The organism is Vibrio nitrifigilis (assembly GCF_015686695.1).
Lineage (GTDB): Bacteria > Pseudomonadota > Gammaproteobacteria > Enterobacterales > Vibrionaceae > Vibrio > Vibrio nitrifigilis.
Map to the genome: position 1 here is coordinate 456,598 of NZ_JADPMR010000003.1, position 15,314 is coordinate 471,911.

Here is a 15,314-nt window from a genome sequence, read left to right on the forward strand (position 1 = left end):
CTTAATTATTTTTTATTGGATGAGGACTGTCCGTAATAAGCATTAGCGCCGTGTTTACGTAAGTAATGCTTATCCAGTAGGGCTTGATTGATATGATCAACGTTGGAATTTATCTGTAGGGTTTGCAGAGCCATGTCTGCGACAACTTCCATCACAACAGCATTGTGAACCGCTTGTGCTGCGTCTTTACCCCAACTGAATGGACCGTGCTCTTTAACGATGATTCCAGGAATAGCGGTAGCCTCATTATCACCAATAGTTTCAACAATGACTTTACCGGTGTTGTATTCGTAATCATCTTTAATTTCTTCATTACTCAACGCACGAGTACACGGAATATCACCATAGAAATAATCCGCATGTGTGGTACCAAGAGCAGGAATAGGTTTGCCAGCTTGAGCCCATGATGTCGCGTGTGATGAGTGAGTATGAACAACACCACCTATCTCAGGGTAAGCGCGATATAGCACAAGGTGGGTTGCGGTATCTGAAGAGGGTTTCAAGGAGCCTTCTACCACGTTACCTTCAAGATCAACCACCACCATGTTTTCTGCTGAGAGCTCGCTATACGCAACACCACTCGGTTTAATGACAACCAAACCTGACTCTCGATCAATCGCAGAGACATTGCCCCACGTAAACGTCACTAAATGGTGGCGTTCAAGATCCATATTGGCTTGCCAAACCTGATGGCGAAGTTGACGTATACGCTCAAAATGAGCGCTACGGGGGTTATTTAGCACTGCATGTTCAGCCATTGCTACGCTCCTGAGATAAGTGGAATTCTTCGATTTGTTCGATATGACGGCCTAACTCACGATAGGCACCATAACGTTGCTCGCGGCGCTCTTGAGTTGCTGAGTTAGGTTGATAAGTTTGACAAATAGGACTTGCCATCACTTTTTGTGCGGTTTCGCTATCTGGGTGCACACCCGCAACGACCGCCGCAAATATAGCCGCCCCCAAAGCACAACATTGTTCAGAGCGAACAATCGCTATTTCACGCCCAATAACATCAGCACACATCTGCATCACAAACGGTGATTTTTGAGAAATACCGCCAATGGCAATCACACGATTGACGTCCATGCCTTGGTCCACAAAGCAATCTACAATTGCTTTTGCACCGTGAGCAGTCGATTCAACTAATGCCGAGAAAAGAGCGGGTGCACTAGAGCCAAGATTTAACTCGGTTAATGCACCTTTAAGGCGCTGGTTCGCGTACGGAGTACGACGACCATTGTGCCAGTCCATAGCTAATGGGGAGGTGGCTTGGACTTCGTAATTTTGTGCAGCATCTGCCAACAGAGGAATTAATTGGTCTTCGATGCCTTTCACTGCTTCTGCTTGGTCTGGATTTTGCACGGCCCACTGCTGCAACGGCCACATCAAAAGATTTTTATACCAAGCGTAAATATCACCAAATGCAGACTGACCTGCTTCAAGCGCGGTCAATTTAGGAAGCGCACTCCCCTTCACTTGGCCGCAAATACCATGGATAGTTTTGTCACCAACTTGGTCATGATCGACCATCAAAATGTCACAAGTAGACGTGCCAATAACTTTGACTAAATCGTGTGCACCAGCACCAGCACCGACAGCACCCATGTGACAATCAAACTCACCAATTGCAACAGCGATCCCTTCTGGCAAGCCAAAACGCTCAGCCCACTCAGCAGATAGACGGCCAGCTTCTTCATCGGAGGTATATACGCGTTCGAACATACGATCGCGCATCCCACTTAAAGTTGGAGATATTGCAGTCAGGAATTTTTCATCAGGTAGGCCACCCCAGCTTTCATGCCACATCGCTTTATGGCCTGCGGCACAAATGCCACGACGGAAGCGATCAGGATGCTGGTTACCACTGATCAGCGCAGGAATCCAGTCAGCAAGTTCTACCCAGCTGTAGGCATTTTTTGCGATTGAGTCATCTTGTTCACTGATCCAAGCTGCTTTTGCCCAGAACCACTCAGACGAATAAATACCACCGATATATTTGGTGTAATCAGGGAAATCGTTGCCATGAGCTAACTCATTGATGAGTTCTGCTTTTTCAACAGAAGTATGATCTTTCCACAACACAAACATCGCATTAGGATTGTTTTCAAATTCAGGAAGAAGCGCGAGAACATTACCATCCTTGTCGATAGGTGCAGGGGTAGAACCTGTAGTATCAACACCAATACCGACAACAGATTGTGCAATCTGGGCTGGTACTTGTGCCAACGTATCCTTGACTGCACTGGTCATCGCTTCAATGTAGTCTTGAGGGTGATGACGAAATTGAGACTGTTCAGGGTTACTGTACATACCTTTCATCCAGCGCGGATAGTAGGTAACTCCAGAGGCGACTTCTTCGCCATTTGTCGCATTAACCAATAATGCACGTACAGAATCTGAACCAAAATCAAGACCGATAACATGAGCTTGATGTGTAGTGAAAGTGTCCATGACAGCTCCATCAATGGTTGGAATTGCTATTTGTTATAACCGCGCCCCTCCCGTTCAGCCATGAATCAAGCTGCTACAAGTATGGATAAAAACGCCACAAGACAAATTCCGTGCGTTAGCTTAAAAAAACCACCAAAAATATCCATTTGACCAAGATCACACAAAAATGACGCTAATATGCGACAAAATGTCATGTTCGTGAACGAACATGACTATAACGAGATCCACTTCATATCTGTCCTAGCTAAATGAATGGACAAATTCGCTACATTTTTTTGCTGTGATTTCTATCACTACCCACGTGCCACAGCAGTGTAAATAATCACCAACGGAACACCCTACATTCCTAAAAATGGATAAATAATAATGAAACTAAAAACCCTACTTACTACTGCAGCGTTGTCAGGGTTAACCCTACTCAGCGCTTCTGCCAGTGCCTTTTCCCTATTTGGCTCTGACGATGACACAATGAAACTTGGTTATTTGGTCAAACAACCAGAAGAACCTTGGTTTCAAACTGAATGGTCATTTGCAGAACAGGCCGGAAAAGACATGGGCTTCGATGTCGTTAAAATGGCAATTCCTGATGGTGAAAAAACGCTAAACGCGATAGATACCTTAGCGGCCAGTGGTGCAAAAGGATTTGTTATTTGCACCCCAGACCCAAAACTCGGCCCTGCGATCATGGCCAAAGCCAAAAGTTACGATCTCAAAGTGATCACTGTCGATGACCAATTCTTAAACGCAAAAGGCCAGCCGATGACTAACGTGCCTTTAGTGATGATGGCCGCTAGCCAAATTGGTTATCGTCAAGGTGAAGAATTAATTAAAGAAATGAAACACCGCGGCTGGGATCAATCTTCAACAGGTGTCATGGCGATTACCGCTGATGAATTGGATACAGCCCGTCGCCGTGTCGATGGTTCAATAAAAGCGATTCAAGAGTCCGGTTTTCCTGCGAATCAAATTCACCGAGTCCCAACCAAAACCAATGATATTCCAGGCGCTTTAGACGCCGCCAACTCTTTGCTTGTCCAGTATCCGAGTGTCAAACAGTGGTTAGTCGTCGGCATGAATGACAATACCGTTTTAGGCGGTATTCGTGCGACTGAAGGTCAAGGATTTAATGCCAATAACGTCATAGGAATTGGTATTAATGGTGTCGATGCAGTCAATGAATTAGCCAAATCTAAACCAACTGGTTTTTATGGTTCTCTGCTACCAAGTCCAGATGTGCACGGTTATAAAAGTATCGAATCTCTCTATAAATGGGTTCACGACGGCATCGCGCCGAAGAAGTTTGTTGAGGTCACAGACGTGGTGCTCATCACTCGTGATAACTACAAACAAGAACTTGCGAAAAAAGGCTTGTAACTCTCTTAGCATCAGCAAACGTGCTGATGCTAAGTTTGCACACATAGGAGAGATGGTATGAACAACTCCCCCTCATTTTTAGAATTTTGTCATATTTCCAAACACTTCCCTGGCGTGAAGGCACTCACTGATATTAACTTTCGGGCCAATCGCGGCAGCATTCATGCTTTGATGGGTGAAAATGGTGCGGGTAAATCCACATTGCTAAAAACATTAAGTGGCTTGCACCAACCGACAGAAGGCCACTTGAATATCGATGGCCAACAATTGGTATTTCATAGTGCCAACGATGCTCTCGACCATGGTGTCGCGATTATTTATCAGGAGCTCAACCTAGTTCCTGAGCTTAGCGTGGCGGAAAATATCTACTTAGGCCAACTACCAACCAAAGGCGGACGTGTTGATTTTGATACGTTAAATGCCATGGCTAAAGAACAACTAAAACGTCTTGGTGAACATTTTGATCCATCTCGTCCGTTGAAGGAGTTTTCTATTGGTCAGTGGCAAATGGTCGAAATAGCCAAAGCTCTGAGTCGTAATGCTCAGATTATTGCCTTTGATGAACCCACCAGTAGTTTGTCACAACGTGAAATTGAAAACCTTTTCACTGTGATTAGAGAATTGCGTGATGCAGGCAAGATCATTTTGTATGTGTCGCATCGAATGGAAGAAATATTTACTCTATGCGATGCGATCACCATTTTTAAAGATGGCACGCTTGTGCAAACATTCGACGATATGTCCCACCTCACACATGAGCGTTTAGTCGAGCTCATGGTAGGGCGTGAAATTAACGATATTTATAACTATCGTGCGCGACCTTTAGGTGAAAGCGGATTACGAATCGAAGAATTTCAAGGACCTGGAATTACTTCTCCCGTTTCACTCGATATTCGTCAAGGTGAGATTTTAGGCTTATTTGGTTTAGTCGGAGCAGGTCGCACAGAATTAACCAAATTAATCTTTGGTGCAGAAAAACCTACCGGTGGCCAACTCTATCTTCACGACACCCCTATCTCAATTCGTAAACCAGAAGATGCGATTCGAGCCGGCATTACCTTATGCCCGGAAGATCGCAAAACCGATGGTATCGTGCCGATCCTTTCGGTGGCAGAAAATACCAATATCAGCGCACGCCCATGGCATCTAAAACTCAAAAGTTTGATCGATTTTTCTTGGGAAGAGACCAACGCAGCCACTCAACGTAAAGCACTCAACGTGAAGGCCGCCTCCCTCGAACAAAAACTGGGCGAACTCTCTGGTGGCAACCAGCAAAAAGTGATTCTTGGCCGTTGGTTATCAACGGCGATGAGTGTCATTTTGCTTGATGAACCCACCAGAGGAATTGATGTTGGAGCAAAATCTGAGATCTATGAACTGATTTTTAAGCTGGCTGAAAATGGCGTCACAGTACTCGTGGTATCGAGCGATCTCCCCGAGGTCCTCGGCATATCCGATCGCGTGCTCGTAATGAAAGATGGCGGCGTATCAGGAGAACTGCAACGAAACCAATTTAACGAACAAACTGCGCTTCGCCTCGCTATGTTAGGCGAAGAGAAAACAGCGGCGTAACCAAAGGAAGAACCTTATGTCTATTTCAAGTACATCGAAAGTGACACAACCTGAAGAAAAATCGCACCGATTTAATCTTGCTCATATCTGGGATAAATTCGGTATGTTATTGGTTTTTGCAGGGTTATTTTTACTCTGCTCCCTGTTTGTGCCCTACTTTGCTACCTTCATTAATATGAAAGGTCTTGGCCTAGCCATTTCTATGAGCGGTATGGTGGCCTGTGCCATGCTATTTTGTTTAGCATGTGGTGACCTCGACCTTTCTGTTGCTTCTGTGATTGCATGCTCGGGAGTTGTGACAGCCGTTGCCATCAATGCCACCAGCAGTGTCATTCTCGGAGTTGGCGCCGGATTACTCTCTGGCGTTGCTTTTGGTTTACTCAATGGTTTTGTCATTGCCAAACTGCAGATCAATGCACTGATTACCACTTTAGCAACTATGCAAATTGCTCGTGGTCTTGGCTATATCATTTCAGATGGTAAAGCGGTGGGTATTACTGAGGAGAGCTTTTTCGCACTGGGTAATTCGTCATTTATTGGGGTCCCAACGCCCATTTGGCTTACCATCGTTACCTTTGCCGTGTTTGCATTTCTGCTTAATAGAACCGTTTATGGACGCAACACATTAGCCATAGGGGGTAACGAAGAGGCCGCAAGACTCGCAGGTGTTAATGTTGTAAAAACCAAACTGATTATATTCACTATGTCTGGTTTTATTTCTGCCCTTGCTGGCGTCATTCTCGCGGCTAGGATGACTAGTGGTCAGCCAATGACATCTGTCGGCTTCGAGCTCGTCGTGATCTCAGCTTGCGTTTTAGGTGGGGTTTCACTTAAGGGGGGAATTGGTAAAGTCTCATATGTCATTGCCGGTGTGCTTATCTTAGGTACGGTAGAAAATGCAATGAACCTACTAAATATGTCACCTTTTGCTCAATATGTAGTGCGCGGTGCCATTTTACTCGCAGCGGTTATCTTTGACCGTTACAAACAAAAATCTCGTGCTTAACGGCTAACTCTAGTCACGAAAATAATCATCACGGTAAACCAACCAAAAGCTCTCTGTCACCTCTCGCAGAGAGCTTTTTTATCACCTTTAGCTATAAAAATATTTTTGTGAACAAGATGTTATTTTGTTTGCTATTAAAATGGACAATATCGCTAGCCAAAATATTATGTGACAAATCTCGCCATCAGTAGACCTATTTCGACATACTCTCACATGGAAACAAAATATTATAAAGAACTACCCTAACTATTATTTTAATCCGTGAAACAAACATCCATTAATTAAAATATCGATATATACCTTTAAATTTAAAAATAATTTAATGGTAAAAATAATATAAGTATTTTAATCAGGATGAGAATATAGGAACATCAATATGTTAAAACCACTAACTCTGGCCCTCGCGATCAGTTCGTTATTGATGTCTGGTGCGTCGATGGCAAATAACCTCACCGTGGGTTTCTCTCAAATTGGTTCAGAATCTGGCTGGCGGGCTGCTGAAACATCCGTAGCAAAAACGGAAGCAGCGAAGCGAGGAATCACACTAAAAGTTTCAGATGCCCAACAAAAGCAAGAAAACCAAATTAAAGCTGTTCGATCCTTTATCGCTCAAGGTGTCGATGCGATATTTATTGCTCCTGTAGTCCAAACTGGCTGGGAACCGGTGCTTGAAGAAGCCAAAGACTACGATATTCCAGTGTTCTTACTTGACCGTACCGTTGATGTCGATGACAACTCTTTATACATGACCTCTGTTGCCGCTAACGACGTACTTGAAGGTGAAGTTGCCGCTCATTGGTTGGTTAACAAGGTCAAAGATAGAGACAATTGCAATGTCGTAGAGTTGCAAGGCACCGTTGGTTCAAGTGTGGCAATCGAGCGTAAAGAAGGGTTTGATAAAACCATTAAAGACGTTAAAAACATTCATGTTACCCGTACTCAATCTGGTGAATTTACCCGTAGCAAAGGTAAGGAAGTTATGGAAAGCTTTATTAAAGCGGAAAATAATGGCAAATCAATTTGTGCTGTATTTTCTCATAACGATGATATGGCTATTGGTGCAATCCAAGCAATTAAAGAAGCAGGATTACAGCCAGGGAAAGATATATTAATTGTCTCTATTGATGCCGTGCCAGATATATTCCGCGCCATGTTAAAGGGTGAGACCAATGCCACTGTAGAATTAACACCAAATATGGCTGGCCCAGCTTTCGATGCATTAATTTCGTATAAAGAAAAAGGGATTGTCCCTCCGAAAAAAATAGTCACTAAATCTACTCTTTTCTTACCTAAAGATGCCGCAAAAGAGTTAGAAATTAAAAAGAACCTTGGGTATTAAAACCTAGTTACCACGTTGTTTATTGATTATTTGGTTACCACCTCATATGCCCATGCATATGAGGTGTATACGGAGTCGTTACCATGTCCAATCCAGAACTGGTACTCAACGCCAAGCGTATCTGTAAAACTTTTCCGGGCGTAAAAGCGTTACAGAACGTCGACTTTTCTTTGCGTAAAGGCGAAATTATGGCTTTGCTAGGAGAAAATGGCGCGGGTAAATCTACGCTAGTCAAAACCCTCACTGGGGTATATCACAAAGATTCAGGGGAGATTTTGTTAGAAGGTCGCCCTATCTCACCGCAAAACACTTCGGATGCTCAACACTTAGGCATTGGGACTGTCTATCAAGAAGTCAACTTGTTACCCAACATGTCAGTCATGGACAACCTGTTTATTGGTCATGAACCCCGCCGATTTGGTTTTGTAGACCGTAAATCCATGGAAATAAAGGCGAAAGAGATTGTAACTAGCTATGGTTTAAACATTGACGTTTCTCTTCCTTTAAATCAGTTTTCCGTAGCTATCCAACAAGTTATTGCCATTGCTCGTGCCATCTCAATGTCGGCAAAAATTTTAATTTTGGATGAACCAACTGCGAGTTTAGATGGTAACGAAGTCAACATGCTGTTTGATATCATGCGCCAACTTAAAGCACGTGGTGTCAGCCTGATTTTTATTACTCACTTTCTTGATCAAGTTTACCAAGTGAGTGATCGGATTACCGTACTGCGTAACGGCCAGTTGATTGGTACAAAAGAAACAGCGGATCTACCACAAATCGAGCTGGTAAAAATGATGCTTGGTAGAGAACTCGAAGAGAATGCCCTCAAACGTGCAGGAAAAACCACTTGGCATGATAAGCCTATTATTCAATTATCTGATTACGGTAAAAAAGGGACTATCGAGCCATTCAACCTTGCGGTGCATGCAGGAGAAATTGTTGGTTTAGCTGGGTTATTAGGCTCAGGCCGAACTGAAACGGCCCAAGTCATTTTTGGCATTGAAGCTAATGATTCTGGCCAATGTAAACTGCAAGATAACGTAGTATCCATTCACTCGGCACGACAAGCGTCTCACCTAGGACTCGGCTATTGCCCAGAAGACCGCAAAACCGACGGTATTATTGGCGCGGCGTCAGTACGAGAAAATATTATCTTAGCTCTTCAGGCTCAGCGTGGATGGTTCAGGCCATTGTCGCGTAAAGAGCAGGAACAAGTAACCGAAAGGTTTATCAAACAACTTGCCATTAAAACGCCGAATATAGAGCAACCTGTCGAATTTTTATCTGGTGGCAATCAACAAAAAGTCTTATTGGCTCGCTGGCTACTCACTAAGCCAAAATTCTTAATCCTCGATGAACCCACTCGCGGTATTGATGTGGGTGCTCACGCTGAGATTATTCGATTAATAGAAAGCTTATGTGCAAACGGGTTAGCTCTATTAGTTATCTCTTCAGAACTTGAAGAATTAGTCGGCTATGCCGATCGAATTATCGTGCTGAAAGACCGAAAGCAAGTGGCAGAAATTACCACTGAGGATCTATCGGTACCCGCCATTATGCAAGCTATCGCAATGTGAGGTGAACGATGAGTATTTTAACCCGATCTACTTTGCCCAAGTCGGGGCACAAGCCTCTGCTCCATCTTCCCAAAGGCACACCACAAATCGCAGCATTGGTTTTGCTGCTTTTAGTGAATAGTTTTATTGCAGATAACTTTTTCTCTATTCATATCCAAGATGGACGGCTCTTTGGGAGCTTGATTGATATTCTCAATCGTGGCGCTCCCGTTGCTTTACTAACGGTGGGAATGACGTTAGTGATTGCGACAGGTGGCATCGACTTATCGGTAGGTGCTGTGATGGCCATCAGTGGCGCAGTTATGGCTAGCATGGCCCACCAAGGTTATGACCCTACTGTTATTCTCCTCTGTGGCCTTGTCGCTGGAGCCTTGTGCGGTTTATGGAATGGTCTTTTAGTCGCTATTTTTAAAATTCAGCCCATCGTCGCCACGCTTATTTTAATGGTGGCAGGACGAGGGATTGCCCAATTAATAACCAAGGGCCAAATCATTACCTTTACCAGTGATACGCTTGCTTGGTTTGGCAGTGGCACATTGCTGTATTTCCCTACCCCAGTATGGCTGATGTTATTTGCAGCGCTTGCTGTGTGGGCATTAACTAAGAAAACCGCTCTCGGATTATTTATCGAATCCGTAGGGATTAATATTCGCGCAGCTAAGAATGCAGGATTACATACACCGGCGATCGTCATGTCTGTGTACGTTGTCAGTGGTGTCATGTCAGCCATTGCTGGGATCGTCGTTGCGGCAGATATTCAAGGTGCTGATGCCAACAACGCAGGCTTATACCTAGAAATGGATGCGATTTTGGCTGTGGTTATTGGTGGAACCTCATTAATGGGCGGCCGCTTTAATCTCTTTTTAGCCCTAATTGGTGCCTACATCATTCAAAGTATTAATACCGGTATATTGCTTTCCGGCTACCAACCACAATGGAATCAGATTGTTAAAGCTGTTGTTGTGCTTGTCGTACTGGTCTTGCAATCTCCAGCGGTTATACGTGCGATTAAAGGGAGAATGAAACATCATGATTAAACGTCATTTCCCACTATTCATCACCATCTGTGTGTTCCTACTGGGCTATTTTTTCTGCGCGCTGCAATTCCCAGCATTCCTAAGCACACGAGTGATTTGTAACATACTAACAGACAACGCTTTTCTAGGCATATTGGCCGTTGGTATGACCTTTGTCATTCTCTCTGGTGGCATCGATCTATCGGTAGGCTCTGTCATCGCTTTTACTGGCGTGCTCATTGCGACACTGATCAGTGATTTTGGCATTCATCCTTATCTTGCCATGATTATTGCTCTTATACTGGGAGCACTATTCGGTGCCTTTATGGGATGGATCATCGATACCTTAAAAATACCAGCATTCATCGTCACGCTGGCTGGGATGTTCTTTCTGCGCGGAACCAGTTTTCTAATTTCAGAACAATCCATCCCAATTCAGCACCCTACTTACCGAGAGCTATCTCGAACAATCTGGCATATTTTTGGCGGTGGTCGCTTAAGTTTACTGGCTGTCATTATGCTATTTGTTGTCTTAGCAGGCATGTTACTTGCCCATCGGACTCGTTTTGGTAATAACGTCTATGCCATTGGTGGTAATGCAACCTCTGCTTCACTCATGGGCGTTCCCGTACGTATGACAACCATTGGGATTTACACCCTATCCACTACCTTAGCTACATTAGCAGGAATCGTATTCTCCATATATACCTCCGCTGGCTATCCACTCGCAGCAGTGGGTGTGGAATTGGATGCAATCGCAGCCGTAGTCATTGGTGGCACGCTATTAACTGGCGGGGTCGGTACCGTTTTTGGCTCCTTGTTTGGTGTATTAATTCAAGGGCTCATTCAAACCTACATCACCTTCGATGGCACACTGAGTTCATGGTGGACCAAAATTATCGTCGGTATCTTGTTATTCAGTTTTATCGGAATGCAAAGACTGCTCATTATGATGACGGAAAAACGCAAAGTCGTGCACACCACTCAAACACTCAATGCAGGAGCTGGCTAATTAGCGCGCTTAGACAATGAAAGCCTTACGTTAACAATCTTTATTATTGTTTCCCCTCTGGTTTCAAGAGTCCGCTTGCCAGGGGGGCTTTTTCTTGCGTGAATAGAAGGGGGAATTTGAGGAAAGATATTTTTAGGTAAGTAAGTCGTCACAATTCATTAATATTGGATTCTTTAGCAATCAATCGCTGCGCTGCTCAGGTCGACGCCAAATAAAGTAACTACCAATCAACATACCACTTGTCGCCGTCACGATAACCCATATCGGTACCGGATGAACGATAAGAATCACAAAACAAATTAACATTGAAATCGCAGACAATATTTTGTTTTTTCGCGAGATAACTTTACCATTTTGCCAATTCTCAACCATATCTCGAAAAAATGGCTTCGACATAAGAAAACGATGAATAGTCGGAGAACCCTTCGCAGATGCCCATGCACAAAGAATGACAAACTCTGTTGCTGGCAATCCGGGGAGCAGAATACCAGCAAAGGCAAGCCCCAAGCTGACTATCGCAATGACTTTATACATCCATAGTTTCATTCACTCTACCTGTCATCCATGAGCAGTAATATGCCACCAGTATAGATGCTCCACTTCAACAGCGTGCCAGAACCGTGATGGAAAATGACCGATGGAGCAACATGATTTGTTTTAATTGTGATGTATTTAAAGTAATTGAAAACATGATGACCATGAAAGAGTTCATGACCATCAAATGAAATATTAGCGGGGATTTTATGCTGTTTGATGCTGTTTAATAGCGGTTACACAACGAGCGACAACATCATCAAAAGAGCCATCAATGCTGACTTCAATAACATCCGTTTCTTCAATCGTGGGCTTTTCTAACGTTTCGAACTGGCTCTTCAATAATTCAATTGGCATAAAATGGTCCTCTCGAGCCAACATCCTTCCTTTTACCAATTCAAAATCACCATATAAATGAATAAACGTCAGCTTACTATTTCCTTGACGAATTTGGTCGCGATACTTTTGACGCAATGCGGAACAAACAATGATGCCTTCTTCGTGTTTCATTTCAATGCTAAACACCGCATCATTAATTCGCTCTAACCACGGTGCTCGATCATCATCATTGAGTGGATGGCCAGATTTCATTTTAAGAATATTCGCTTTGGGATGGAGATCGTCACCATCAATAAATTTAGCTTCTAATTGACGGGCAACCGCAGCACCAATCGACGATTTACCACAACTTGAAACGCCCATAAACAGGTAGCTGTTGCCTTTTTTCTCAGCAGTCACTTTATTGACCTCTCTCTCATTTCCAATCTTTGTTGGTTTTCATCGTAACACGTTACCCGTAACATGTTACCGGTAACCTACAAAAATGTGAACAAACTAACATACAAACAAAAGGTAAACTTATGTCTGATCTAACATTGATCTTGACGGCAATAGGCTCAATTGCACTGCTTCTTTTTCTCGTAATGAAAGTGAGGCTTCATGCCATCGTTTCTCTGATTCTGGTATCAATGCTTGCCGGACTTTTTTCAGGAATGAATCCCGCGACTATTGCCGATACCATTCAAAAAGGCATGGCAGGAACACTGGGGTTTGTTGCTGTTGTCGTTGCCCTAGGAGCAATGTTTGGCCGCGTAATGGAAGAAACGGGCGCGCTTGATCAAATTGCTCACACACTATTAGGTAAATTTGGACATAAAAAAGCTCACTGGGCAATGAGTCTGACCGGTTTTATCTGCGCCCTGCCACTGTTTTTTGACGTTGCCGTCGTGTTACTGATTGGTATTGCCTTTGCGGTAGTGCGCAAAGGTGGCGGCAGTGTGATGAAAATCGGTATTGCCCTTCTTGCTGGTATCGCAGCATGTCAGGCATTTTTGATTCCTGCTCCAGGCCCTATTCTCGTCGCATCGCAGTTACATGCAGATTTTGGTTACATGATTCTTATTGGTTTGCTTGCAGGTATTCCAGCCATGATCTTAGGTGGACCAATTTTTGGCAGCTACATTGCTAAGAAAGTGCATGTAGAGCTTCCAGAACACGAGCAAGCAGACAACCAACAACGTGAAGGCGAAACCATTCCCTCGTTTGCTTTATCGCTTAGTATTGTCGTGTTTCCTTTGATCTTAATTGGTTTAAAAACCATCGTCTCTCGCTTTGTCGATCCCAACTCTTCTCTGCATGACTGGCTGACATTGCTTGGTCACCCATTTACCGCCATCTTGCTTGCCTGCTTACTAGCTTTTTATGTGTTGGGGGTGAAACGAGGAATTGCAAATGACAAGATCATGGATATCTGTGGTAGCGCCCTACAACCAGCAGGTGTCATTATCTTGGTTACTGGTGCTGGCGGCGTATTTAAACAAGTATTAATCGATTCAGGTGTGGGGGCTGCGCTAGGTAATACCCTTTCTGGATCTGGACTACCTATTGTTGCCTTAGCCTTTATTTTGGCTGCAGCAGTGCGTGTCATTCAAGGTTCCGCAACCGTGGCAATGCTAACGGCCTGTGGATTGATCACACCAATGTTAACCGCCCTACACTTGGATGGCGCACAGCTAGCTGCGATCACCATCGCAATTGGCGGTGGGGCAATTGTATTTTCTCATGTAAATGACTCGGGTTTTTGGTTGGCAAACCGCTATTTAGGATTAACAGAGAAGCAGACTCTGCAAAGCTGGACTATTATGGAAACTATCATAGGCACCACAGGCGGGATCGTGGCAATGCTGGTATCGTTTTTCTTATAAACAAATTCTAATAATGATAAGTGCTTTGAGACTTTAATCCGTCGATAAACACGCTCCACAACTTACCGCACGGTTAGACCTCTCATTAGCCGTGCGGCTTTTCTTCAAAATAAGTTCGATATATTACGTTCTTAAACTTTCCCCTAAATCAATCCGATAACCTAGATTAATGATTGATTTTTCAACCTCTTTTCCTTCGAGGCGTTCTAGTAGTTCTGTAGCTGAAATACGACCGATTTGCTCACGAGGCGTAACAACGCTGGCCAATTTCGGTGCCATCGATTGCCCAATATCATGACCGTGGAATCCGGCGACGCCGATATCTTGAGGAACACGTATGCCCTGGCGCTGACACTCAAAAATAACCCCAGCAGCCAAATCATCATTGGTACAAAAGAAACTATCTAAATCTGGGTATAACGCCAAGCTCTTGCGTAATAAACTCGCACCAAGGGAAAAAGAAGAAGCATCGTCAGTCGTCACCACTCTCGGCGTCAGTTCTGCACTGCGCATCACAGACTCGTATCCATGCATCTTTAACTTGGTACGAACATCCATACGAGCTCCTAGATAGACAATATTGCGATGACCTTGAGCAATCATGGCTTCCACCATCTCTTTCGCAGCTAGGGTGTTATCAAACCCCACACACTGCTGCATAGAAGGAGAAGCGATATCCATCATTTCAATCACAGGTATGCCCGCAGTTTCAATCATACGAACTGTTCTAGGTGTGTGGTAACTTTCTGATAATAATAAGCCGTCGATATTGTATGACAACAAAGAAGCAACCCGCGCCTCTTCCACATCGGGACGATAACCATAATGAGCAAACATGGTTTGATAGCAAAACTTACCCGTCACCTTTTCAATACCACGAATCACTTCAGCAAACACTTGGTTGGTAAGCGATGGCACTAATACACCAATGGCACGACTGCGCGATTGAGCTAAAATTTCTGGAGCTCGGTTAGGAATATAACCACACGATTCCAACGCGTTAGCAATCCGCTCGCGTGTCTTTTCCGATACACGATTTGGATCTTTAAGATAACCGCTGACCGTCATCTTAGTGACACCGACTTGATCTGCTACATCCTGTAGCGTTGGTCTACGCTTTTTGCTCATAAATTTTCATTTTTAGTGTGAATCACAGGTAACTTAGCTAACCATATGAATAACCACATATTCATTGTAATTGATGAATCATATAATAGTTTATG

Annotated in this window: 13 protein-coding genes; 8 read left to right on the plus strand and 5 right to left on the minus strand. The window is 43.9% G+C overall.

The features are described 5' to 3' along the window. Window positions 1-5: 5 nt before the first annotated feature. Together araD and I1A42_RS16030 are read right to left on the minus strand one after the other, a co-directional pair. Window positions 6-758: an L-ribulose-5-phosphate 4-epimerase gene (gene araD, locus I1A42_RS16025; RefSeq protein ID WP_161153746.1), complete on the minus strand. Its 753-nt coding sequence runs from the start codon at window positions 756-758 to the stop codon at window positions 6-8. Further along, a complete protein-coding gene (locus tag I1A42_RS16030; RefSeq protein ID WP_196124041.1) occupies window positions 751-2,454 on the minus strand; it encodes a ribulokinase in 1,704 nt (567 codons plus the stop codon). The genes araD and I1A42_RS16030 overlap by 8 nt, the downstream gene beginning before the upstream one ends. Before the next feature lie 366 nt (window positions 2,455-2,820). On the opposite strand from I1A42_RS16030, the gene I1A42_RS16035 reads away from it, so the two are divergent. From I1A42_RS16035 to yjfF, 7 genes are all read left to right on the plus strand, one after another. Then, complete coding sequence (locus I1A42_RS16035) at window positions 2,821-3,828, plus strand: arabinose ABC transporter substrate-binding protein (protein ID WP_196124042.1); 1,008 nt, start codon at window positions 2,821-2,823, stop codon at window positions 3,826-3,828. A 57-nt stretch (window positions 3,829-3,885) separates the two neighbouring features. Continuing rightward, window positions 3,886-5,400, plus strand: a complete 1,515-nt coding sequence (gene araG, locus I1A42_RS16040) for an L-arabinose ABC transporter ATP-binding protein AraG (RefSeq protein ID WP_196124043.1) — start codon at window positions 3,886-3,888, stop codon at window positions 5,398-5,400. Window positions 5,401-5,416: 16 nt separating this feature from the next. Then, window positions 5,417-6,406, plus strand: coding sequence for an L-arabinose ABC transporter permease AraH (araH, locus tag I1A42_RS16045; RefSeq protein WP_230389542.1), 990 nt, complete (start codon window positions 5,417-5,419; stop codon window positions 6,404-6,406). Window positions 6,407-6,782: 376 nt separating this feature from the next. Further along, window positions 6,783-7,745, plus strand: coding sequence for a galactofuranose ABC transporter, galactofuranose-binding protein YtfQ (gene ytfQ / locus I1A42_RS16050; RefSeq protein ID WP_196124044.1), 963 nt, complete (start codon window positions 6,783-6,785; stop codon window positions 7,743-7,745). 83 nt (window positions 7,746-7,828) lie between these two features. Then, window positions 7,829-9,325: a galactofuranose ABC transporter, ATP-binding protein YtfR gene (gene ytfR / locus I1A42_RS16055; RefSeq protein ID WP_196124045.1), complete on the plus strand. Its 1,497-nt coding sequence runs from the start codon at window positions 7,829-7,831 to the stop codon at window positions 9,323-9,325. A gap of 8 nt (window positions 9,326-9,333) precedes the next feature. After that, window positions 9,334-10,362 carry a galactofuranose ABC transporter, ATP-binding protein YtfT gene (ytfT, locus tag I1A42_RS16060; protein ID WP_161153753.1) on the plus strand — a complete coding sequence of 343 codons (1,029 nt, stop codon included), beginning with the start codon at window positions 9,334-9,336 and terminating at the stop codon, window positions 10,360-10,362. After that, entirely contained in the window at window positions 10,355-11,353 is a 999-nt protein-coding gene (yjfF, locus tag I1A42_RS16065) for a galactofuranose ABC transporter, permease protein YjfF (RefSeq protein WP_161153754.1), read from the plus strand. Before ytfT ends, yjfF begins: the two co-directional genes overlap by 8 nt. A 180-nt stretch (window positions 11,354-11,533) precedes the next feature. On the opposite strand, the gene I1A42_RS16070 is transcribed toward yjfF, so the two are convergent. Together I1A42_RS16070 and I1A42_RS16075 are read right to left on the minus strand one after the other, a co-directional pair. Continuing rightward, window positions 11,534-11,899, minus strand: coding sequence for a YbaN family protein (locus tag I1A42_RS16070; RefSeq protein ID WP_161153755.1), 366 nt, complete (start codon window positions 11,897-11,899; stop codon window positions 11,534-11,536). A 195-nt stretch (window positions 11,900-12,094) separates the two neighbouring features. Then, window positions 12,095-12,589, minus strand: coding sequence for a gluconokinase (locus tag I1A42_RS16075; protein WP_161153906.1), 495 nt, complete (start codon window positions 12,587-12,589; stop codon window positions 12,095-12,097). A gap of 158 nt (window positions 12,590-12,747) precedes the next feature. On the opposite strand from I1A42_RS16075, the gene gntU reads away from it, so the two are divergent. Next, the gene (gene gntU / locus I1A42_RS16080) at window positions 12,748-14,091 is read left to right on the plus strand and encodes a gluconate transporter (protein ID WP_161153756.1); all 1,344 of its coding nucleotides are present in this window, start codon (window positions 12,748-12,750) and stop codon (window positions 14,089-14,091) included. 123 nt (window positions 14,092-14,214) lie between these two features. Here gntU and gntR read toward each other — a convergent pair whose 3' ends face one another. Next, complete coding sequence (gntR, locus tag I1A42_RS16085; RefSeq protein ID WP_196124046.1) at window positions 14,215-15,219, minus strand: gluconate operon transcriptional repressor GntR; 1,005 nt, start codon at window positions 15,217-15,219, stop codon at window positions 14,215-14,217. Between the last annotated feature and the right edge of the window lie 95 nt (window positions 15,220-15,314).